17 protein-coding genes and 1 pseudogene are annotated in these 23,553 nt (G+C 45.5%); 4 read left to right on the plus strand and 14 right to left on the minus strand.

The features are described from left to right. Window positions 1-52: 52 nt before the first annotated feature. From JMJ04_RS21970 to JMJ04_RS21990, 6 genes are all read right to left on the minus strand, one after another. The gene (locus JMJ04_RS21970) at window positions 53-3,895 is read right to left on the minus strand and encodes an AAA family ATPase (protein ID WP_201372621.1); all 3,843 of its coding nucleotides are present in this window, start codon (window positions 3,893-3,895) and stop codon (window positions 53-55) included. A gap of 42 nt (window positions 3,896-3,937) precedes the next feature. Beyond that, entirely contained in the window at window positions 3,938-4,792 is an 855-nt protein-coding gene (locus JMJ04_RS21975; RefSeq protein WP_201372622.1) for a hypothetical protein, read from the minus strand. Between the two features lie 189 nt (window positions 4,793-4,981). After that, a complete protein-coding gene (locus JMJ04_RS46670) occupies window positions 4,982-5,539 on the minus strand; it encodes a transposase (protein ID WP_236038277.1) in 558 nt (185 codons plus the stop codon). 74 nt (window positions 5,540-5,613) lie between these two features. Further along, window positions 5,614-5,964, minus strand: coding sequence for a helix-turn-helix domain-containing protein (locus tag JMJ04_RS46675; RefSeq protein WP_236038278.1), 351 nt, complete (start codon window positions 5,962-5,964; stop codon window positions 5,614-5,616). 567 nt (window positions 5,965-6,531) lie between these two features. After that, window positions 6,532-6,834 carry a hypothetical protein gene (locus JMJ04_RS21985; protein ID WP_201372623.1) on the minus strand — a complete coding sequence of 101 codons (303 nt, stop codon included), beginning with the start codon at window positions 6,832-6,834 and terminating at the stop codon, window positions 6,532-6,534. Next, a complete protein-coding gene (locus tag JMJ04_RS21990; protein WP_201372624.1) occupies window positions 6,831-7,310 on the minus strand; it encodes a hypothetical protein in 480 nt (159 codons plus the stop codon). The genes JMJ04_RS21985 and JMJ04_RS21990 overlap by 4 nt, the downstream gene beginning before the upstream one ends. Before the next feature lie 110 nt (window positions 7,311-7,420). Here JMJ04_RS21990 and JMJ04_RS21995 point away from each other — a divergent pair. Beyond that, window positions 7,421-8,501 (plus strand): annotated as a pseudogene (locus JMJ04_RS21995) (IS256 family transposase); the annotation flags it as partial. A gap of 119 nt (window positions 8,502-8,620) precedes the next feature. On the opposite strand, the gene JMJ04_RS22000 reads toward JMJ04_RS21995, so the two are convergent. Further along, the gene (locus JMJ04_RS22000; RefSeq protein WP_201372625.1) at window positions 8,621-9,826 is read right to left on the minus strand and encodes a restriction endonuclease; all 1,206 of its coding nucleotides are present in this window, start codon (window positions 9,824-9,826) and stop codon (window positions 8,621-8,623) included. Window positions 9,827-9,839: 13 nt separating this feature from the next. Continuing rightward, window positions 9,840-10,895, minus strand: a complete 1,056-nt coding sequence (locus JMJ04_RS22005; protein ID WP_201372626.1) for an HNH endonuclease — start codon at window positions 10,893-10,895, stop codon at window positions 9,840-9,842. A 370-nt stretch (window positions 10,896-11,265) separates the two neighbouring features. On the opposite strand from JMJ04_RS22005, the gene JMJ04_RS22010 reads away from it, so the two are divergent. Both JMJ04_RS22010 and JMJ04_RS22015 read left to right on the plus strand, forming a co-directional pair. Continuing rightward, entirely contained in the window at window positions 11,266-11,427 is a 162-nt protein-coding gene (locus tag JMJ04_RS22010) for a hypothetical protein (RefSeq protein WP_201372627.1), read from the plus strand. A 139-nt stretch (window positions 11,428-11,566) separates the two neighbouring features. After that, window positions 11,567-11,905: a hypothetical protein gene (locus tag JMJ04_RS22015; protein WP_201372628.1), complete on the plus strand. Its 339-nt coding sequence runs from the start codon at window positions 11,567-11,569 to the stop codon at window positions 11,903-11,905. 279 nt (window positions 11,906-12,184) lie between these two features. On the opposite strand, the gene JMJ04_RS22020 is transcribed toward JMJ04_RS22015, so the two are convergent. From JMJ04_RS22020 to JMJ04_RS22045, 6 genes are all read right to left on the minus strand, one after another. Continuing rightward, window positions 12,185-13,525: a S1 domain-containing protein gene (locus JMJ04_RS22020; protein ID WP_201372629.1), complete on the minus strand. Its 1,341-nt coding sequence runs from the start codon at window positions 13,523-13,525 to the stop codon at window positions 12,185-12,187. Continuing rightward, window positions 13,489-14,055 (minus strand): hypothetical protein, encoded by a 567-nt coding sequence (locus JMJ04_RS22025; RefSeq protein WP_201372630.1) that lies wholly within the window; start codon window positions 14,053-14,055, stop codon window positions 13,489-13,491. Before JMJ04_RS22025 ends, JMJ04_RS22020 begins: the two co-directional genes overlap by 37 nt. 19 nt (window positions 14,056-14,074) lie before the next feature. After that, window positions 14,075-15,994: an NERD domain-containing protein gene (locus JMJ04_RS22030; protein WP_201372631.1), complete on the minus strand. Its 1,920-nt coding sequence runs from the start codon at window positions 15,992-15,994 to the stop codon at window positions 14,075-14,077. Then, entirely contained in the window at window positions 15,987-20,438 is a 4,452-nt protein-coding gene (locus JMJ04_RS22035; protein ID WP_201372632.1) for a DEAD/DEAH box helicase, read from the minus strand. Before JMJ04_RS22035 ends, JMJ04_RS22030 begins: the two co-directional genes overlap by 8 nt. Window positions 20,439-20,599: 161 nt before the next feature. Then, window positions 20,600-20,947: a hypothetical protein gene (locus tag JMJ04_RS46685; protein ID WP_236038280.1), complete on the minus strand. Its 348-nt coding sequence runs from the start codon at window positions 20,945-20,947 to the stop codon at window positions 20,600-20,602. A gap of 453 nt (window positions 20,948-21,400) precedes the next feature. Beyond that, window positions 21,401-22,132, minus strand: a complete 732-nt coding sequence (locus tag JMJ04_RS22045; protein ID WP_201372633.1) for a DUF4433 domain-containing protein — start codon at window positions 22,130-22,132, stop codon at window positions 21,401-21,403. Between the two features lie 214 nt (window positions 22,133-22,346). On the opposite strand from JMJ04_RS22045, the gene JMJ04_RS22050 reads away from it, so the two are divergent. Continuing rightward, a complete protein-coding gene (locus JMJ04_RS22050) occupies window positions 22,347-23,183 on the plus strand; it encodes a macro domain-containing protein (RefSeq protein ID WP_201372634.1) in 837 nt (278 codons plus the stop codon). Window positions 23,184-23,553 lie beyond the last annotated feature (370 nt).

Raw genomic sequence — 23,553 nt, forward strand, 5'->3', positions numbered from 1 at the left:
TATCTCCTCTTTTTATTTATGGGAATGTTGTGCTTTGGTAAGCCGCGATCGCCTACTGACGCCGCTCCAATTTAATGACGATCTGATTTTTCTGGAATAAGCTTTGTATATCATCTATCAATTCGTCAAGGGCAAATTCTTGCACCTCACGTTTTTGCGCGAGCGAGCGAATAATTTCACTTAATTCTACAGTCTGGTTAGCACTCAATAATTCCAGCACCTGGCTTTCGCTACGCGTTGGGGCTTGCTTCACAAACAAAGCAGAAACCTGCTTTTGTAATTCTTCGATTTGTGTACGCGCGCGATGGAAACCTTCATCCCAGGAGTTTAACGATAGGGAATCTCTTTTCCCCAACACATCTCGCAATGCAAGCTCTAATTGCTCAATAGATGATAAATCCGGTAACTGAGAATTGGGAAGTATGAGCAAAAGATAGGCCATATCGCTCTTAATATGGTTCAGGCGATTGTTTAATTCTACCACAAGCACTTGGAGTTGCTTTTGCACCTCGAGATCGAGATTTCGATATGAGTCCGTGGGATGATAATGGTCAAAGTTCGCATAGAGCTGTACAAAACGGCCATTCAAATCGGCTAAAAGAGCCTCATACCGCTTTTTCACAGCCATAAATTGATCACGTTGCCCAGCGATGCGTTGCTGCGCTGCGCGTTCTAAATTCTCCAGTTTCTCGCGCAGGTGGGACGTGAGTTTAAAGCCATGACCTAAAGCTATTTCACTAGCGACAAACTGATCCAGAACTTCAAATTGGTCGCGAAACTCAGGCAAATCGTACGTATTAGCGCAATTATCTGCTTCACGTTTGACCCTGGTTGCTAGCTCAAGGAGAGAATTCCATGCATTAAATTGAGTACATAGATGAACCACCTTTGCACTCAGGTCTTTCAGATGTTTATGCTTGTCACCTATATCAATGCGTCCGCGATAAAAGACAACTAGTCGAGCTACAGGAGTCTCAGCACTTTCAGCATTGGTGAGAATGCCCTCCGCAATCTCCAGAAACGCTTGTGCCTCTTCAACTTCGGCTCGTATTTTCGCCTCCACTACAACACGAAGTGCTTGACTATGCCGTAACCAAGGGGATTGGCTGTTCACTTCAGGAATGGTAGGGAGATTCTTAAGGCTCTTGCGAGCGGTATCGAGAATACTATTGAGCTCACTCCGATTACTCTGGTTAAGTTTTTCAATGTGATGGTCCAGTTCATTGCGCAAGCGATTAATTTCCAAGAGCGCAGCTTCAAGTTCAGCTATATCTATCGCTCGTTCAGCCCGCCTTGTCTGTGTGGCAACTTGAGCACTATACTTAGTATCATCAAAATCCCCCATTGATGTGCTCAATTGTTTCAGTATTTCTCTAATAGTATTCAGCTTCTCGTTGATCAGGTGGCGCAATTCGTCAGGTGACTCTACCAAACGAGCCAATTTACGCGTACGTTCATCGAGTTTCACATAACGACGAGCAATGAGCAACTTCAATGCTTGGCTCATTTCTGATTCCAGGTAGCCCTGTCGACGAAAAAGGCTCAGTAATTCTTCGGCTCTTAATGCGCCAACAAGCATCCCTTTCATTTTTACCTTATCAGAGCTAGCGTCTAAAGCATCCAGGATAGCTTGTTCAAGGGGATGGAGTTTGAATTTGACCTGACCCTGTTCGCCTCCATCACGCCCACTCCACTTGATTAGGTCGAGCAAATATGGAATAGAACGCTGAAAATTCTGAAATGCCTGGCTGCTCGCTTGGCCGAATATGCGAATAATCTCATCTTTCGTGCCACTGAGCAGTTGCTGTCCATGGGCTATGGCTGAGCTGATACGAGCATTATCCAATGCATTGACATAATGAGCTAAAGACTTCTCCCAACCAGGTATAGTAATAAATGTTGTATAGGTAGGATAGGAGTCCTCACACATTCTCTTGAACACATCCTTCACCATCTCAGCACCAACGAGGGTGAGCGACCAATCACTATGCTCGCGTAATTCGTTATTAAATAGCAACTTGATCGCATTGCTTAACAATTGGTCGGTGAAAGTTTTCATTCCACGAACTTGCTCTTCGTTTGGAATAGCGCTGCGATTCTCCATAAGATGTTGCAGTAAAGCAAGCATAAAAAGGGGCGTTAGACGGGTTGAAGATAGCCCTAAATCACCCAAATATGCAATATTTAGCACGCCCTCTGGTCTGAGCAGGCCATTTAACCGATACATAGCTCTTTTAGAGCTACTTAGTTTGTGTATCTGGCCAGGATCCTGGTTTCCTGAACTCAGGTCGAATTGAATCCAGATCCCGAATTCTTCAATCACTCGTGTTGTATCAAGCTCGCTCTGCGTCAGCGCGACCTTCAAATAGAGTTTTCGGTCAGGAAATCGCTCATTAAAAGAGCCGCGGAGATCGTGTTCGCTTTCCCATTTCCACCCGGTCAAGGAGGAACCGCGGCGCTCGCTGAAAATCCGATCTCGTACTATGAGCTCCTGAAAAGCTGCAAGTGCTTTTTGAGCATGGTATGTGTCTTCTTGATAGCGTCCGATAAACTCTTTTGTCAAGCGTAGAAAAACTGGGTCGGGACGTACCTCTGTCTGGGCGAGTTTACGTAGAGATAGCCCCTCAACAAAATCATATAAATACTCACGACGATAAGCAGGAGGTAGTTGGGCAATAATCTCTGCTACTCCATAATAATCCTGAATTTCTTCTGGACAACCATCAGGAAACGCTCCCAGTACTTTAATAGCAAATTCATTGTCTGTGTTACCCACGATTGGAGCCACTCCCAATGCTTCGCGAACTGCCATACCCAGCTTCCCGTTTTGCTCGAATGCCACCTCACCATTCAGATAATCATCGACCAAATCTACCGGCATATAAGTGGTCCCACTCTTATCGTAAGAAGCAGCCGCCCGACGAAAAGCATCAATAACAGTGCGAGGACCAGCTCCCAGATCTGGCCGAGATGCAATCTGCCCGATACTTTTTAGGGTATATGATGGTAAAATTTTGCTCATATCATCAACAAAGCCGAATATTTGAGCATATTTACGCCAGAGGTCAGAAGCAAAAGAACGTCCGTACATCTTTTCAGGGCGCAGATAGAAGTTAAAGGATTGCATGCGGTGAATAATATCATTGCGCACATCAGCGATAAGAGCCTCTGTTGTAGTTGGCATACTAATCACCAAACCATAACTGCCTTGTTGATGATGTAGTTCATTGAGCAGACCAAACAGATCTTCTATGAATTCCTCGCGAGTGGGATATTCACTTAGTGTGACTTGTAATTCATCTGTAAAAACGACGGGGCCTTCTCGCCCTATTTTTGCTAAGAGATCGCTCACTTCAGATAAAAATTTGACGACGCCAATGGGCCTCATCTCCAGTTTTAAATTGCCATGGTCGAGTAACCTTTGCAATACATCTACTGTAGTATCTTGTTCGGTAGCTAAAGCCTCCAAAGATTGAGATTGATAACGCTCATAAATTACTCTAAGGGTTTGACAATAATCTGGTGCAAGCTGGCTCAAACGATAGTTTACCCAAACATACGTGGCTCTAATAATATCAGTCAACCCGAACCAGGCAAATGGGGGCACGGCAATCACATTCTGCTTCTCACACTCATGCCAGAGATGGACAGCAGTACTGGTTTTACCAAATCCGTAACGGCCAACAATGGCCCCAATTACACAGCCCTTGTTGTGATGGGCCCAGTGAATAAGCTTCTCAACAAAGCCGGACGTGTCTCCCATCGACATGTGAGTGCTAGCATGAGCAGAATAGACTGCATCAACTATCTCAGGGGACGTTATCAAAGACTCCGCATTGTAGGTAGAAATGACAGGGTCTTTCTCACGGATGGTGGTCAAACGATGATCAGTCATGCGTAAATGAGGCCTTTCCAACCTGGTGGGTGAATGATTGGATTATAAAACGTCCGAGTAAATGATTGCTCGCTCAAGAATAACTGAGAGCCCCCACTCACCACTAAGCACCTTGAGAAAAGAGAATGTCGATCTAGCTACTTCCAATACCTCTTCTAAAAGCGCAACCTCCATGAGACATAACTGCGATAGCTCGCTCCAAATTTGCTCCACAAGTAATAGCGGCGTATTATAAGGGAGCTCTGCACGTCTGTATAAACGATCAATTCCTAACACAAGTAATTCAGGGGAACACCATGATCTGCTATACGTTTTACAACTTTTACCTTTACCTTGCAAAAATGGAGGTTGAAGTTCTCTTAACCATACGACAGCAGTATTTGGGCTATCAGCATAAACCCCTTTGGTGTATTCAGGATACTCCATCAATAATTTGTCGTTGAGTATCGAGGCTTGCTCAGGGAAAGTCGGAACATTGGGACGAGCATCCCAAAGGAGGCGACAAGTAGCTTGATATACCCAACTCCACCCGCTAATATCGATGCCTTGCCCTTGTTGTTCTTCATATAAAGTGAAAAATAGATAGTGAATAATATCAGCATAAAGTTGAGGGCGTGTAGATTGCACCTGGTATAACGACTGCCCCAAATCTGATAGCTGATAAAGAAGGCCTTGTTTTCCTCGTTTTTGCCTTACCAAACCAGCACTTACCAATACAAGTAGATTATCTCGTATATAACGAGTGTTTTGTAATTGCTCATGAATAATAGGATTTTGAAGAAAATCACTACCAGATAGCCAAATATCAGATCTCAGTTCCTCTAGGAGCGTCAGTGCTTTTTTAGGAGAAACCCTGATATTAAAAGCAACACTAGAGATAATAAGCTGCTGCTTCATCTAACCCCTCAAAGGTGCAAGAGTATTAGCGCGTATCTCTTAAAAGATACCAACCAATCCTCATGAATAGTTTACAAATACTTCTTGCTGGATTTCAAGCCACTAACAGATCAAATTAGATTCCATTACACCCTTATCAATAGGATTTCCTATTAATTGGCGCTCAACTCAGGGCCAACTAGGCAGTAATCAAAAGGCTTGAGCATCAAACTGCTGTGCTTCTGGAAAGATGGCTTCCCCTTCATGGGCGAGATAGCCGCAGTGTGTAAACCAACCGCGGGCATCCTGAGCAGTCACGGTTTTCAGGGCTTCGGCAATCGCCTCTTGGAGTATCTCCCGTGTCCGAGCACCCTTGCGTCGTAAATAGGTTTTCACTTTGGAGAATGCCTGCTCAATCGGCGAAAGATCAGGCGAGGAGACTGGCAAGTACAAGAGATGGCATCCTTTGGCATCAATGGCCTCACGAACACGCGGACCTTGATGCGCACTCAAAGTATCCATGACGACCGTTTGTCCTGGCTGTAAACTGGGAGCCAGGGCCTGCTCGATGGAGATCTCAAAAGCGCGAGCATCGACTGCCCCCTCCAGGATCAATGCCTCACCCATCCTGTTCACAGAAAGCGAGGCGATCAAGGTGGTATTGGTTCCATAATTGCGAGGAACGTTGCCGTAGGCTCGTGTCCCTTGGGGCGATCGGGCGTACAGAGGAGTCAGAGCGATATGCGTTCCACATTCATCGACAAACATCCAGTCCTCCCGCTAGTGTTGTCCAACGAGGACGCGCCAAGCGGCTCGCGCCTCCTCGTCTCGTTCGATGGCTCTCAAGGTCTTTTTTTTCGCGTCCAGCCCAAATGCTTGATAGCGCGACCCATGGTAGCTGCACGTACCTGTTGCCCATGGATGGCTTCCCAGATGTGGCAGTGCTCTTCCAGCGTCGCGTCTCGATTGGCTTCTAACTGGCTCCACAAGCCTGATCGCAAGGAAGCTTCTTTGACTGCCGGACGGCCAGGAATGGGTTTGGGGCCGAGATCTCCTGCTTCCCGATACTGTTTCGCATAGTGTTTGATAGTTGCGCGAGACACCCCAAAGAGCTGGACGATTTCTTCGCGTGAGCGGCCTTCTTCGACGGCACGCACCACTCGTTCTCGTAGGTCAGTTGAATACGCTTTCATCTCTCTCGCCTACTCTTTGGCTCAAAACTTATGCGTACCGCTCTAGGGAAAGCAGCCTTCTTATCAGCTAATCTGACTCTATCTCTTTTTTAGGGTGAAAGGACTAATATTTTGCAAATAATGCCATACGTTGTGTTAAAAGTCAAGTATAGATTGATGGTGAGATGGATCCTGAAAAAGACTATCGAGGATAAGAGGCTTTTTGGATTTTTTCCACGTCGGTTTCAGAGGAAATATTACTGGCCAGTAACATTTCCCATGACGGAGTGCGGGCAGGCTGTTTCCTCAAAACGAGGCAGGCTTTTCTTGGAGCCCGCATTGCATCATAAAAGTTCTTACCCCTGGGTAAGAACTTTTATGATGCAATGCGTATGCCCATCACTGCGCCGTTTCGGTTGCCTCAATCCGAGTGAGTTCGTCAGTAGCTCTTCGGTCGATAATTCCGATTCGCTCGGCAAGAGCGGCACAAGTCGCGCCTGGCGTTGTCGCTCGCGATTCTCCGTTCCGACAAATGCCCATCGGAGCCGATCCAGACACCGAGCGGCATCGTACGCGGCCTCTCGAACCTCAGATACGAGGGGAGGTATCAGGTGGCGGGAGTTGGGCACGCCGCAGTCGATTGGTGAGCGCAACAACACGCGAGTGCGCCTCCGCGATATGAGCCACGGAGGCTGATAACATGCTTGCATGGCGGATTGCCTCCAGCAAAGCGTTTAACACAGGCCGTATCAGGTACGTGATATCCGCCTTAATCGCCGCATCTCCTGACAACTCATCAAGCCATTTGCGGCCCATCAGTCCAACCGCGACGAGATCCTGATTGCCGCTCAGAGGGTTCACATCCGGCAAATCTGCGCGTTCATAGGTCACCGGATCTCGTGGCTGATGTTCAGTATCATAGTATCTACATCGCTCCAACTTTGAAAGGTCATCGGTGCCAGGTAGGGAATATGTGGGGAACGTGCGTCCGTCCCTTCGGCAGCGACCGCTCGCACCGTCAGCGTGTTCCCATCTCGCTCAACCTCCACATGCAGGAGTCCTTGGAGCCCCGCAAGCAGGCGCACTATTCTCTCGGATTCTCTCCTCGTCGGAGATGCTGCTTGTCGCACTCGCACAACTTCTGCTGACTGATGCGTGAAAAGCCACGGAACTATGCCAAGCTGCAACGCCAGGCAGGTTTCGCTCAATCGAGCAAACTCCTCAGCGAACTCCGCGTCACTCATTTCGACGGTCTTCTCTTCCACCACAACCCCATTTTCGATCCTGCGCTGCGTGAGGGCAACCCCGTCATCATCCAGTACACGAACGCCTGCATGGGACCACAATGGTCCTAGACGTGACGCCATGCCGAATGTTGTGTAGCGATTCCTTCTCCCCAAAAGGCCAACTGAGAAGATAATACAGGCATAGAGTGACCCGATAGGTCAAGACCTTTATCTCAGAAAAGGAGAGAACTATGCCTATCCACAAGAACAACCATACCACGCGAGAAACCCGTCAATCTCATTCCTCGGAGTCGTCTGTTCCACTGCTTCCCGTCCCAGAGGACTTTCATCAGTATCTGCTTGCTCAGATTCGGGAGGCGACACGAGTGGTCATGGAAGAAATCATGTGTGAGGAACTTACCCAGTTTGTGGGAGCGTCCTGGGGGAATGCACACCGGAGCGCCGGGAGCATCGCAATGGCCCCTACACGCGCGATTTAGGCACGGCGAATGGTCCTCTTGAGGAGTTGAAGGTGCCCAGAGACCGCGAAGGAGCTTTTCACACGCAGGTGTTTGAGCGCTATCAGCGCTATGAGCCCCAGATCGCCGAGGGACTGACCCAGATGTTTGTGAGTGGCACCAGTACCCATAAAGTAGGAGAAGTAGCCCAAACGCTCATGGGTGTTGCTCCCAGTGCCAGTGCCGTCAGTCGGCTTAATCAGAGTCTCACCGAACAATTTGAAAAGTGGCGCGAGCGCCTGCTTCTGGCTCATTATCGCATTCTGTACCTGGACGGTATCCATTTCACCGTTCGGCATGGCAACCAGACCGATCTCACCATCATTTTAACAGCGCTGGGGTGGACATGGACGGGAATAAAGACGTGTTAGCCTTGCGGGCCTGTGCTGAAGAAAGCAAAAATGGCTGGAGTTACCTGCTTCAGGATCTGCGTACCCGTGGAGTTGCAGAGATCGATCTGATCATCACCGATGGGCATGATGGACTGCTTGCAGCGGTTGGCTCGCTGTTTCCCGCCACTCCTCGGCAATGTTGCCTCATCCATAAACAACGCAATGTCCTCAACGCCATTCCCCGCCGGGAACGGCAGGAGGTCACTTCGGACCTGCTGGGCATCTGGAAGCAGGAGAAGAAAGAGGATGCCCTGCTCAATTTGGCGGCCTTCAAAGCGAAATATCAGAAGCGCTATCCTGAGGCCGCTCGCAGCCTGTGTGAAGACGAAGCGCATCTGTTGATCTTTTATGCGTTCCCGCCAGTCATGCATCGGTATATTCGCCACACCAACGCGGAGGAAAGATTGTGGCTTTATACTCGCTTTCTCCCAACAGTAGTGAAGGCAGTGGGAGAAACATTCCAGCCCCTCCTATCTTAATCTGGCCAAACGTTAAAACTGGGAATTTGACGCTGCAGAGGCCTTGAGCGGTTTCACTAGCTCTACCGAGACAGGTAGTAGCGAAGCTGCTCATCAGCATGCTTGAGCACATCTATAACATCGTAGAGACGTAGTTCGCGCCATAGCTGTGGGGCAATCTGCAAAATACCTTCATCACGATTATACGTAATAAAGTTTTTGATCAGGAAACGCTCCAAAGGATTGCTAATAATAAGGCTCTTAATAGCCTGATCACTTGCAACAAGCGGATTGACCATAAGCGAGCTGCTTTGCTCTAGTGGTTGGCCAGCCTGGATCTGTTGCACGTAATAGTCTCGAAATGATTTCACCAGTTCGTCAATCTGTACCTTGCCCTCACGATCAACAAGCTGAAAGAAGGCCTTGATCATTACTGGCTTATACGATCTTGATAAGTTCCGACTCTTCGCGAAGTCGAGGAATTCCTGCTTCCACTCGTCGCTTGAAGTTGGCATATTTCCAATACCAAGCTTTTTTCGTATTACCTCAATGCTATCACGCCGAAAGTAGTAGTTCGTACGACCCCCTGATAGTTGGGCAGCATCTGGCTTGAGCATTTCAGATTCAACCCAGCGACGCACTCGGGCTGGATCGACACGCAAAGCATACCCGAGTGCATTCAGTGAGATGAGATCCTCCTCAGGCTTCAGGTCAATCGATTGCGTTTCTGAAGCTCCTGGCACATAATTTTGTACATCTTCCTCGACATGACTCGCAAGCAAGCTTCGCATCGACTCAAAAGCGGTAAAGTAATCGGGATCAATGTCTAGTTTCTGAGCATCGAACGTCGAGGATTTGACCCCCAAACGATGCTCAACCATCATTGTGACAATCTGGTCGCCATTTAAAGTCAGGATACGAGGAATCGATGACGTGGCCTTCTGCAGTGCATTCGGCGCGTAATTCGCAGTCGTCATGAACATGCCTTCAGAGAAACGCCCAGACAATGCCCCGATAAACCGATCAATATCTGGTCGTTGCACATTGTTTCTATGGCGCTTTACCTGGATTCCAATAGGAATGCGAAACTGCCCTGCTACCAGGTTGCCCAGGGCATCAATCCCGCCATCTCCAATATAGCGCGTGACGGATACCGCTTCTAACCCTGCGTAAACCAAAAAATCACCTGCAAAGAACTCAAAGCTCCTCGCAGACATACTCAGCAGTTGGTGCTTCAACTCGCGTTTGATATCAGGGTGAACTGGAGGAAGTGAAGCGTTTGAAGACATAGAGAGATCCTTCTCATAATCCTTTAAATAGAGATTCCAAGTGATATTGCAAGTATGTCGTGTCAGGAAAATGAGCTTTTCCTGGTAAAACAAGTGACTGGCTAAGTACATTGCCAAAGTAGAGAGCGACATTGAGATCACTTCTTATGCTCTCTTGGAGCGTATGAGAACGAAGAATAGCGTAGTTGCCATCAACAGCGAGTAACCCCTGATCAAATGCAGCATCATGCGTTGGGCAGGCAGCAACACCGTTGCGCACATCTATCCGCTCCCTTGGTGTAGATTTCGCCCAAGGTTTAATATGCGATGCTCTGAGAAGATTACTTCCTCTCCCGTAGAGAGAATGGGGAGCAAAACCACAAAAGACACAGGTTCGATTGCAATTCTCAAGGACTGCAAGGGCAAAGCGATGCTGGGCCAGACGCACTTTACGCTCAACAAGTTTTTCCGTTAAACGTTGGTTGATTTGAAAACTCTGCTCAATAGCCTCCATTTCCGTTTCCGCCTCTGAGAGAGCAATGGAGAGAGACTCAGAAACCTCGTCTTGAGCCAGCAATTCTTCTTGTGAAGAGGTAGATGTCAGCAACCCAAGGAAATCAGGCAAAACAGCAGCATCGACATTCATATCACGTGCCGCGCCGAGAATTTTACGATAAAGGCTAGGATAAAGATCAGGCTGAGAAGCCAACGTCGCAAAGAGGAGAGGTTCTTCACGAGCACCGTTGGTACGTGCGCCCTCTAAATTTAACATCTTGCTGGTGATAGAGCCAGGTGATCGACGAAAAAGCGCAGCAAGTTGATGCACAATTTGAGGAGCAGAGGCAATATTGCCTCCTCCATAGGTATGTGGATTTACCAGAGTGAAGAGACCATAACACAACAATGTCTCAACAGGATTAAAAGGAGCTTGACGCTTTCCAGGAGGAGGCATTTCTCTTGCCAGAAGAGTAATGATTTGACTTCGTATCTCATCAAAAGTAATATCAATGTATTTACTAATACTGATTTCCAATTTTTGCGCTCTCACTGCTTTTGCCGGTAAACGCGATACTCTGCTTACGATTTTCACAAAGAACAGGTATTGCTGTTACTGTAACATACATACAAGCATTAGAAAAGGGTGTAATTAGGCATCTCTACATCCGCCGCAGGATCTCACCATGATATGGCTACAGAACGCATTATTTCCAAGGGAGTTTGCTAATTCAACCCCTCTTACCAGAAAGATAACTGGCTTGGTTAGCCCCAGCCTTCAGAAGCGGTGTACTGCTCATGTTGCCAATACATCGAAAGGATCTGCTGTTTCTGCTCATGGGTAAAAACACAATGGAGAGTGGTAGGATATACTATCTGCATCTGAGATCACAGCCCTGTGTACAACGTTTATAGATGACTCTTTTGGAGCTAGATAGCAACCCATTATGGGGAAAGGATACTCCATGAATAAACCAAAGACAGAGAGGCATCTCGATCAGGAGCGTGTCGCCGCTATATTGGCCCTGGCAAGCAGACGAGCAGAGAGGCGAGAAGAGTATAATCAACTGGCTGAGAAGTTGAGCACAACACCTTATACGCACTTTTTTTATTTGTTTTACTCTTAAAATGGCTTTATTTTTGCTACAGATTGTTTATTTTTATTAAAATTTATAAAGTAATATTTGTCATGTCTTGACAAAAAAATTGTATTAAGTACCATTAGTAATATCTGAAAAATAATAGGCGTTTGGAGGTTTTGCATTTATGTCAAGCCTTGAAGAAGCTAAAATTCTTTTTGAGAAAGATATGTGGAATAGCTATACAGTTCCTCTGCGAAGTAGACATCATTATAATGCACATATTTTTCGGCAAAACATAGAAGATTATGGTGGAGTACAGGCTGCCAAAAATTTAATAGAGTCAGATAATATCCCCTATGGCCTTACTAAGCTCTATGAAATTGAGATGTTGGATCTTTCTGCTGAGGCTCTCATACTAAAACCGGAATATAAGAGTTTATTTACACCTCAACTGCGTGAGATTGCTCGACAGAAGCTAAAAATTCATTATGAGTATATAGCTCAATGGGATACTGGAGAATAGAGAGGTTTTGACTTCATTTTCCCATCTTTCAGCCAATCTTACTTAGTGCCTGTATTCCCATCTAAAATAATCCTCTTTAGATAGATTTGTCTGTACATAAAATCGGTATAATGCCTATATGTACGATGCTTAACGTTTTATTAGCACACGTCCTTTTTATACCTAAGTAATATAAAAAAAGCCTTCTCTTTTGTCGCGTGAAGCTCTATTTGGCATGCCCGTCTCAATACGTTTCCTGATCGTTCTATATGTTCTATAATGTTGCGACTATGGCAAGTTTTAAATGAGACGAATATGGATCGCTTTGAAGCTATTCCTTTGTTTTTTGCGGTCGTAGCTTTCCTCAACATCAAATTCGACCTGCATCGATGGAGTTGGACTCGTGTTGCGTGGCAGGTCACGGAAGCTGAAGTGAAAGTCATCAGTGTCTGAGCGGATAAAACCAAATTGTTTTTCTTCATTTACTGTCTTGATGAAACCTTGTCGGTGAGGGAGTGTGCCAGCTATTTCGTCTCTCCATAGATTCTGCAATTTTCGCTGTAGCTGATAGCCGTCTTGTGGGGTATATGTTTGTGGGGTGATTTGCGTTGTGTCGCCACTTTGTAGCAGTTCCATTTGCTCTCTAAGTTCTTGAGCTGTTTTTGCTTTGTCCCATCCTTCGCGCTCCGCAAGGAGATGGGCCAATCGCAAATGCTCGTATGCTTCTTGATTTCGCCCTAGTTGTTGTAGTGGCACTGACATATGTCCGATCATTTTGTAACGCCCCTTGATTGGGCCTTGGAGTGATGCGGCTTTGCAATACCAGATCCAGGCATCATCTGTGCGTTGGAGTTGCTCGCAAATTTTCGCGATGTCTTCGCGGATAAACCATTCCTGGTACTGTTTGTCTAAATTTTGTAGTTCTGTCAGTGCCTCTTCCTGATGACCCATTCTTGCTTTTGTTACTGCATTCCACCAGCGAAAATGTTTATTTGATGGATAATTCTCTGCGCCCTGCTGGGCCAATTTTTGACACCCTTCATTCTGACCCATCTCAAACAGCGCTTTGATCATGCTATAAAACCATCGCTCCTGGTCTGACATTCGGCCTTGTTGATAGGGTTCTTTTGTAAGCTGTGCTGGATCGAGCTGGTTGGCAAATTTGTAGACAATCTGCCATTTCCCTCGTTGTTTGGCTTCGCGACAGATACCAAAAACAATTTTTGTACGTATAAGCGTGTCCGTCTCAGGACTATTTTTGAGTATGTATTCAGCAGCATTCTGCATTTTTTTGAATGTAGCCTCATCTTGAGATGTCGATTTAATATGATCAGCCTCATCATCCTCTTTATTTTCAGATGTTTTGAAGTAGTAGTCGTAGATGGCCCAGGCCCAAGCGTTGTGTACATATTGGTTCGCGCGTAGCTCTTTGCTAAGACTCCATCCAAAATCCATCGCTTCTTGTGACTTGCGCAATTTGCGCAGACAGTGTATATAGCGAGAAGCTGCGTAACTGTCACTAGGTCTATTTGTATGTATCTGCTTATAAATTTCGGCAGCTCCGGCATAGTCTTGTGCCTGTTCGCATTCGGTTGCCTGTTTACTTAAAATGGCGTTGGGATTTGACAGATCCTCAAACATTGTGTCAAATACTCCTTTGCATAGAGGAAGTCAGGTGATAATGGTTTCTGCCATGCTTCCTGGAGCGCTTGTTGATCCAGATACGCATAACGCGAGTCGCTGAGTATACCCTGAAGGCCTATTTTTACTTGTTCGCAGATAATGGCGAAATCAATATATTCTTTGGCGAAAGGCTGAAGAATATGTAGATATTCGATTGCCGCTTCAAAGTAGGAGGAGGGGTCCCCGGGCACTTTTGTTGCGGTTGATCTGTGCTCATGAACTAGTGTATGCTGTAGTCCGAGTAGTGGCATAATTCTGGATTTCAGTTCACTAGTTACCCATTCATCGACGGTGTGAAGTTTCCATGTGTTGTTTTTAGGTTTGTAGTAAATCGTGAATTGTGCTGTTTGTCTAGCGAGGTGAACTGTAAAATTTATACCAAATTGAATAGGGGTATAGGTGCAACGGTAGTCGAGTGATACAAGGTACTGTTTCACTTCATTGGCCTTGCTCTCCAGAATATCGTTCAGTGTTTTATTATCCATCACATTACATACTCATTTCTAGTTATAACTGATTGATTTCTCGTATAAAAGGATGTTGTTGGTTAATGTAGTAGATCCGAACGGTTCGTATTGCTCGTGTCAAGGCTATGAAGAGCTTAATGCGATCTTTGCGCAGTTTTTTTTCATACTGTTCATCACTTTCAACTATGCCCTGTGGTCGAGCCAAGTGATCAGCGTCAACTATAAAGACGTAATCGCGTTCTAGTCCTTTCGCTTCTATGTAATCCGCCAGGAGAATGAAATCACCTGAATTTGCTGTAGTCTCTGTTGCCAAGCGAGCAGGTATGTGTTGTTCTGCAAGCCTGAGTTGAAGCTGTGTGAGTAAACCGTCTTTGAGACCAATGCAGAGGATTTTTCGCGGCAAGTCAGTGTGTAGATAATCTTCTATATCTTCGACAAGATTTTGGAGTAGCTCGTCCTCATTGCTAAAAGAAATAAAGCAAGGATGAGTCTGTATGGGACTCTTGGGTTTAACTTTTGTTTCGTATTTTTCTTCTACCAGTTCTTGACGGATGAACGGGTCCGCCATAAGAAATTTCCAGGCGAGCTTTGCGACTGGTTGGGGGCTGCGATACATGAGAAAGCGACTTTGAATGCCAACACGCTCCGGCCCGATATCGAAGTCCAACCATTCGATGGTGCGATCAAAAATCCTTTGTCCAATATCACCTACTGCGAAAAAATTCTTTTTCTCTTTGAGCAGACCTCTAACAACTGTGAGAAATGCAGTGCTAAAATCTTGCACTTCATCTACATATAAATAGTCGTAGATTTCATAGTGATGGGGATCTCCTGCGATGATTTCGATACATTCCTGTGGCAGTCTTGTTTCTTCATAGGTGGTCTTTGATGTTTCTGCTTTTACGTTTCTTTGCCAGGCTGCGAAATCACCTTGTAATGTTCTCTCTATAATTTCTTCCATGATTGTGACAATATCATATATACGAATGCGCCTTTCATAATAGCTTTCAAGAGGGTCGTGCTTGATCTTGGCTTTAAAGATCCGTTCTAATTCGTACTTGAGTGCTGTATTGTACGTTGTTATTAGAATGCGGCAACCTCCGCTATCATAACGTTGTTTGGCTTGATAAATGGCTCTGGATAGGAGCACATTGGTTTTTCCACTGCCTGCAACGTCTGAAAGATAGTGTTTTTGCTCAAATGCTTTGCTAATTGCCCACTTCTGTTGTTCCTCATCAAGTATCGCAAGTTTTTGGGTGGCCTCGTTCTGTTCTGGCAGACCTCCAACACGCATCTCTGCAGGGATAAGCCGAACTATAACTGCTTCTATTTGCTTCTGTGTGTAGCTGCGTGAGATGCGATTCGCTGATGTTTGAGTTTTTATATAGTGCTGAAGTATGTTAAGGAGCTCGCATTGTGATTTGTTTGCGATATCGTCTTTAAAAAGTGTTTTATTCAGGTCCAGTTGCCACCTGGTTTGGGGATTGTATGGCTGGGGATTGACGAAGACATCTTTGAATTCGACCCTGTTAAGTCCAGGAAAGACAACTGCGTGATTGATCCATAGCTGCTCGTTCTGAGGAATTATCTTGAGCAGGTCTTGTAATGCGTGTGCGTATTCCTCAGCCTGGTACCAGGGATTTTTGATGGATATTGTTGTGCCGTTTTGCCTATCGATTTTATCTATCATAACCTGATCCGTCAGTTTAAATTCGTTACGCTTAATATTCCAGTCTTTAACTTCTAGAACGAGAATTCCCAACTCTGGACCGATAACGATAAAGTCAGCGCGATCTTCCTGTGATCCGTGCGCTTGTTTCTTCGCGCTGGGTAGAAATTTGCATTCGCGAAGAATATAATATTCGTCGGGTAATTCTTTAAGCGCTTCTAACGCTTGCCTTTCTGCTCGGCCTCCGGCCCCTGTAAAATCTAAACCGCGTGCGGGAATAATCTTAGGCATAGTCATGCTCCTCGCTGGTTACTTGCCAGTTTCGCCAGCGCATACGTTCTAGCCATAGGGCGAAAAAGGCATGTTTCCCTTTATTGATGTTATACTCACCACTCAGTTGATTTCGTATGTATTCCTGGTTCGAGCATATTTGAGTAGAACGCGCACCTTTTATCCATTGCTTTTGCAGTAGTTGACGTAGCTCTTGGTAGAGGACCGTATTGCTATCGTGTGATTTCGTGGCTCTATGTTCTTCCTGTTTATTTGTGTGCGTATCTCGCATTTCGAAGATCCAATCATTGCCTCGGCTCTTGATGTGTAGAACAATGTCAGGGTGATCTATTGGGTTCTGCTTGAGTGCGAGATCTGGTTTGAGTCGTTCTTCTTTCATATAAGCTGCTAAAAAGTTGACTGCGTCGGTATGCGAAATGCGTCCGGCAAGCATTGACGAATTAGAGCTGAATAGACAGAGATAACAGCCTGAGCCATGGCATTCGCATTTTTTTAATTTTTCGAGGGCTTTTTGTAAAAAACTATTAAAGCGTGCAAAAATTCTCTCAAAAGGAACAAGTCCACTTTTGTCCTGGCCATAGATAAAAAAGTCGGCGTAGTGATCATTCTGTTGGCCTGCATGGGCAATTTGTATATTCTGGATAACGCGTAATTCGGTATCATCCAGATCAAAGTAGTCAGGAATGCTGCGCAGTAGGACTGCCAGGAAGCTTGTCTTCATCGTTGATGAGAGAATACTATTTGAGCATCGGACAAGCAAACCACCACGTACAATCTTCGTGCCGAAGCGATATGGCTCTCCATTCGTATCTGTCAGTGGCTGCGGCTTTTCCTGATCCGGTTTTATCTCTCCCTCATTGATAAAGTAGAGTGTACTTTCAGGAACAAGATAAACTCGGCTGTAGAGCGGCCCGGTTGCCTCAAGCTCCTCTAGCGGCTGTGCAATTTCTATCATCCGTGAGACTCGATACGCTTTGTTCGGATCGCGCCATTTTTCAATCTGTGTAGGTTCCTCTGTATTAGCAATGACATAGTGTGGTAATCTAAAATGGTTGTCGTTGGGGTCGCGTTTAATGTGATAGCTATCTAGAGGTTGCTCTTCTTTTACCTGTACCGCCCTACCACCACAGAAGACAATCCGCCCTGGTGCCAGTTTTCTTGCCGCCCCCTCTGGTTCGCGCGCGGTAAGAAATCGATCCTGGTCTTCTCTGGATGTTGCTTCGTTCTTATCATAGAGTGGTAAGCCGTCGTTTCTGAATCCGTAGTCGGGAAAAATATTATGGGTATAGCAGTACTCTAAGGTGATGTGTTGCGTTACTTTTTCTTGTAAGACGGTTTGTTTTTTCTGATCAAGATCGTTATAGAGATAGCGCGCAAAGTTTCTGTATGATTCATGCCCTAACGTTTCTTTGAGATGTAGTTCATCGTCAGCAATGAACTTCTGCACATCCCATTGTATGTTTCTGATTTTTGTTGCGAGGAATGATTGCTTTGTTCCTGCAAGCAGATAGGCGTAGCTATGGGCTGCGAGCAGGGAGAAGTTCTTTAATGTGAATTGCGGTGGAGTAATTTCGCCGTCGATCATTTTTCCGGGTTGTGCATAGTAGTAGGTATCGTGTGCATCATCTGATGAAGATAGCACTACAATTGTGGCTCGGCGTGATTTTTCGCTGCGTCCCGCCCTTCCTGCTCTTTGTGCATAATTGGCGGGGCTGGGTGGAAAGCCTATCATGAGCACGCTGGAGAGACTTCCGATATCGACGCCCATCTCTAATGTGGGGGTACAAATTAAGGCCTGGATCTGTGTGTCGCTAAAGCGGCGCTCTATGTCCGCTCTTCTTCCTTCGTTATGATCGGCTGTATGGCATTCAACCAGGGCGAACTCGTTCTTCCATGCATTTGCGTCTATACTCACCCGGTTCTCTTCGTTTGTTTCGAGATAAATATACTGAGGACAGATCTGGTAGTACTCGTAACCATTGGGGGTTGTGCGGCACTGTACGATGCCCCTGTCTGCCAGATCGTGTAGCATCTGTTCAATGGTAGCCGCTCCAATACGTTGGATAACCTCCTGGTAAAGCACTCCACGCTCTCCCAGAGACGTAACATGATAGCCTTGCTCTGTCACACTGCGTAATCCTATGCCATATTGCGTTTCTACACGATATTTATCCAGATGGAAATGCTTCAAGACTGTTGAATGCGGAAAACTGCTGCGGTCAATAGCATTTTCCTGTAGCATGACTTTTTCAAGTAGCTCAGATTCTTCGCTAGTCAGTTCGAGATTGGTATCAATACTGATCTTCCAGTCAGGATTCTCATTAAACTGCCCATCTTGAATGTAGGTAAGTGCTCGATGAAACCAGAATGGCATCTCCTGAAGCAATTCGGCAACCGTCTTGTCCCGTTCGTTGTGGTCGCTATCTTCAGATGCATCTTCCTTGAGAGCATCTCTCAGTGCTTCAAATGCTTCCACCAGATTTATTGGTCCTTCATTCTGCCAGATGCTTGAAGCTTTCTTTGTCAGGGCGCGTTCAGCGAAATCGTCGTTGAGGCGTAGTTTGAGTCCTGAGGCTTTCTCTCGATTATCGATGAAGCCGAGCAGTTTGTCTGAGATGCGTGTCTCCTGTTGCGTGACAAGACCATCAATTATTTTGAAGACATTGTGCCAGTAGATATGGGCATCGCTGATCGGTAATGTTTCCAGGTCTTGTTTATTCTGATTAAAATCAATGGTGATGCCCTTTTTTAGTGAGTCAAGTTCTGGTTGCAGCACGTATCCTTCTTCGTCTGCATAGCTTGTATGTTCTTCCAATAGGAAGACGGGGGATCCTGCCTCATTCGTCGTTGGTATATCCATGCTAACCAATACGGAAAATACCTGTTTGCCTCCTATCTTCTTTGGATAAAGTTCGTTCCTGGTGAGGTATGCTATGCATTGGTCGGGATGTTGCTTACTGACTTTGAAAAGCAAGCCATTGCAGTGTCTACAGCGTGAACACCTGCCATCATGATAATGTCCACAGTGCAAACAACGAGTCAGTTCTTCGCTGACATCGTTCAGAATCAGGTGAATACGATAATCTAGAATGGGCGCAAGTTTGGCATCCGCACATCCTTCATTTATATAGTCAATTAAGCTCCAGTATGCCTCGACAACACTTTTAGGATCTTCCGGTTCATATCCGTAGTGTGCTTGAAAAAGCTTCTGAAAAATATTGAGAAGTCTGCTAAAAGGAGCGGCTTGATGCGTGAGCTGTTTACGTATTGCGTCTACAAATGGACTGGCCTGGATAAGGTCGTAGCCAGGAAATGCACGTAGTCCAGTTTCTCCTCGATGCTGCTGCTGATAGTTTTTAAAGGCTGCTGCTCCGAATACCTGTTGACAGAGTGCGTTGGCTTGTTCTCTGTTGCGCGTATCGATCAGTGTCGGTCCAGCTATTTTCTCCGTTGGTGGGAGTGGATCAAGGGGCCGCTTTTCATCCTCTTGAAATGATGGTTCGACAATTTGAAAACCGCTCGTACCTATCGCTTCTTGCCCAAAAATCAAGCGTGCGAATTGTTCAATTTGTGTCTCTGACGAATCTGCAAAGTAACCACCGCTTTGGCGTAAGGTGCCGCTGGCCCCGATCTGGACAATGGTGTGTTGATAGAGTGCGCGCAGGCGCCGCAGCAAAAGGCTGAGGTTGGCTCCTTTGGTGCCTCGGAAATAATGAATCTCGTCTACCACTAGATACTTTAAATTGGGTGAGTTGCGAAACATTGTGTAGGTATCCGGTTTTGTGATCAGCCTATCTAGCATAATGTAGTTGGTGATGAGAATGTCTGGTGGATTATCAATCATTTCCTGGCGGCTTATGCATAGTTCTGGCTGTATTTCTGCAGTTCTCTGCTTTGTGGGTGGCGTAGAGCCGATAAAACAACCAACACGAATACCTTGTCTTGCAACTGCTTTGAGGATACGGCTAATTTGATCGTTCGCTAGCGCATTGAGCGGATAGAGGATCAGTGCTTTTATTCCTGGTTGCCTGTGGTTTTTCTGTACAAGGCAATGGTTCAAGATGGGGATCAAAAACGATTCGGTTTTGCCACTGCCTGTGCCTGTGGCGATAATGGTGGTTTTGCCATCAATGATACTTTCAATGGCTTGCGCCTGGTGTTGATATAGGGTCTTTCCGTCTGTTTTGAGATGGGATAGTGTTCTTGGTAATTCAGTATGAAATGCGTGACTCTTGCAGAATTCGTCGAAGGTTTGATCTATAGGCTTGTATGAGCGGTTGCGTGAGAAATAGATGGTGTCTTTGGCAAATATGTCTGTGGTGATTGTTTTGCTTATGCCCGACTCTAATCCATATGCAAGCAATTTCGCTTCTACATCGTGATGGTATTGCTTCTGAATATTTATTGCTGAGACTATCGGTGAGGAAAGCTGAGAGCCACTCATCTTGTCCTTCTTTCTATACGCTGTTAACATGCTATAGTTAAGAACATTAATTAAGCGCACTAATAAATTTTACATTATTGCATGTGATCTTTACAAGTATTTGCTGCGATTGTTATAGCCACCTGCCATACAGATACAAGAATCAGTCCAGCTCGATGAAATCACGCATCCTGAGCAACTTGTGCAATGAGAGCAGCACAACCTGAAGCTCCGGCCAGGATTGTTTGCTTGCCGCCGTATGCCCCATCTTCTGCAAGTTCGCGCAACTCCTTGACGAGCAGGCGGCTCAGACTAGGCTCATTGTGTGCCAAGCGAATCACATAATCGCTGCAGCGATCTGGCGGCAGCAACTTGACCCAGGAGGCCACGTCATCGTCAGTCGATGGCGCGGTCGCTTTGCTATGTCGAGCCGCCGCGACGAGCAGTTCTCGGGACTGGAGTATCGGCAGAAGAGGGTGGATCTCGGCGCATTGCTGTGGGAGATCACCGACACCATGCAGCAAACCCATCCTAGCCATATCCTGCTACTGCGTGGCGCGGTGCAGAGTAGCCTGATAGCGGATCGAGACCGGCTCGGATAGAGCACGGAGCCATTGAGATATGTTCCCATTCTCTCTTTACAGTTCCGAGTCTGTAAAGTATTTTATGTATGTGTTTTTGTCTATTGAGGAAACACTCCTTGAATCCAATGGCAAAACAATTGAGTGCAGGTGTCCAGTTGCGGATGGGCATGGTCCACTTCTTGGCAATATTGTGCATGGCCATACTTGGCTCTCTGTATTGTTGAGTACGGAAAGTGCGGAAGAACCAAAGCTCTGGTTCTCCGTCATCTTTCGTGCAATAAGATGCTGCCTGAAACCATTATGTCTAACAGATTGGCTATTTGAGCGAAGAGCGGCAGAGCACTTCCTGTTTATAGTTGTGCTTAGTACGAGAGATGATGGGGAACCAAAACTAACTCTTTACAGACCCCTGCGGCAGACAACCTCTGGTACAGCCCTCTCTAAGCCAAACATTTTCACCACATCGTTTGCGTCTTGTGCCAAATCTGGATTAGATGCATATATCCCAACTATTTTACTTATAGGTAAGCGATCAGGGATAAGTACCTCTGAGCTTCGTATCCTTGTAAATTCCTCTCGATTATCGATAAAAGTTCCTCCATTAAGAACGCCCCAATTAAGCCTATCAAGAAACGCAACATCACTATAAAAATCAGACCAGTTTTCACCCGTACCGTGAGGGCCACCTGGATGGTATCGACGAATGCAAGTATCTCTTCGAGCGTTTGCTGGATCTATCACTACAACTTCCGTACCATACCTGGATAATTTCTGCATCGATGCATTTCCATCTGTAAATAGAACCTCTGGCTCGTTTAAAATAATAAGTTCTATTTCTAAAACGAGTAATCGATTTTGCTGTCCTTTAACATTGGGTGCATAGGACATAGGGGCGCGAAGAATAAAATAAAACGGAACATAGCTATGAAGTTGGCGAGGTGAGGGCATGCCAGGTCGCTGAACAGTAATACGTTTCCGCAAAGCTTGCACACTCTCTAATGCAATAGAGTAAGGGTTAATCCCCTTTTGACTCAAACTTTCTTTAGAAAGAAGAGCTTTTTCTCTCAAGATGCTTGGGAAATTGCTAATGTGAACCATATGATATGCATAGCCACCTAAAAAATTGTGCACAACCATTGATTCCTTTCAAATGCATAATACACTTATATTCGCTATTGCATCGAATTATATTAACATATTTTCATGAACTCTTCCATAAACATACGTTCTAATTAAAACATGTAAAGCAATTTAGGATAATCCTATGCAAATGTTGTATTTAAACAGATAGGATGTTAGACTTTAAAAAAGTAGGACAAAATTACGAATCTATGGAGTGAGAAGTATGGTAGCCATACATTATGTAAAAGGAGATATCTTTCATTCAAAAGCTCAGGTACTTGTAAATACCGTAAATTGCAAAGGTATTATGGGGAAAGGTCTGGCACTTGCGTTTAAACAAAAATATCCAGCAATGTTTCGTGAATATCAGCAAGATTGCCAGACTGGCAGACTACGCATAGGGCATCCAACTCTTTACAAAAAAAGCACTCCCTGGATACTCAATTTTCCCACGAAAGATCACTGGAAAGGCAATTCAAAAATTGAGTATCTTGAAAAGGGCCTGGCATATTTTGCAGCTAATTACAAAAAGGCAGAAATAACCAGCATTGCATTCCCTAAATTAGGTACACAAAATGGCAAGCTTTCTTGGGATGAAGTTGGCCCACTTATGGTACAGTATTTAGAGGATCTTGATCTCGATATTTATATTTACATCAGCGATGGAGATAAGGAATATACCAACAATAATCAAGCCGAAGCATTCATATGGGAGCAGCTTAATAAGTTAGCACTGAATTGGGAAGAACTGGCTCAAGAGGTTCAGCTCAGTGCAAAGGGAGCAAAACAAGTTGCTGAGAGGCGTAGGGAAATTGAGTTTCATTCCATAGGAGACCTGGCAGAGATACCAGACCTTGCAAAAGTTTCTCTCAAACGGCTCAAAGACTATATACAAAATCAGCGTTATGCAAAAAAAGAGATTCCTGGCATGCCAGACACAGAACAGCCAAATCCCCCAAAGACTAGGAGACGCCAGCCATCTTCAAAAAGCACTAAAAAAAAAGAGCATAAGTCAGTAGAAACTCTAAATTCCCTTACCTTGTTTCCTGCTATATTTTAGTTTCCTAAATAGGCAAGGAATACTCATCATGGTCGTCAACAACAAGCAAAAAGGCCAGGAACGCTCCTGGCCTTTTTGTTACCGGTAGAAGCTTTGGAAGTATTGCACCTATTCGGTAGAATCAGTCCCTGCGAAGGGCTTCAAGAAGAGTTCGGAGTGCGTAGCGTTCGGGCTCACCAACTTCTGAGGATCTGTAAAGAGCTTTGGCTCTTCCGCAACTTCCGTGCTCAGCAATAGAGCGATAAAGAATATCACACAGTTTGGCAAGACTCACAGCACTTTATAGGTGATCCACTTCTTCAGTCAGCCTCACACATTTCACGATAGTTCCACACCGACGAAGCACTTTCACAAATTGTTCATTGTTTAT

This window comes from Ktedonobacter robiniae, from assembly GCF_016587375.1.
Lineage (GTDB): Bacteria > Chloroflexota > Ktedonobacteria > Ktedonobacterales > Ktedonobacteraceae > Ktedonobacter > Ktedonobacter robiniae.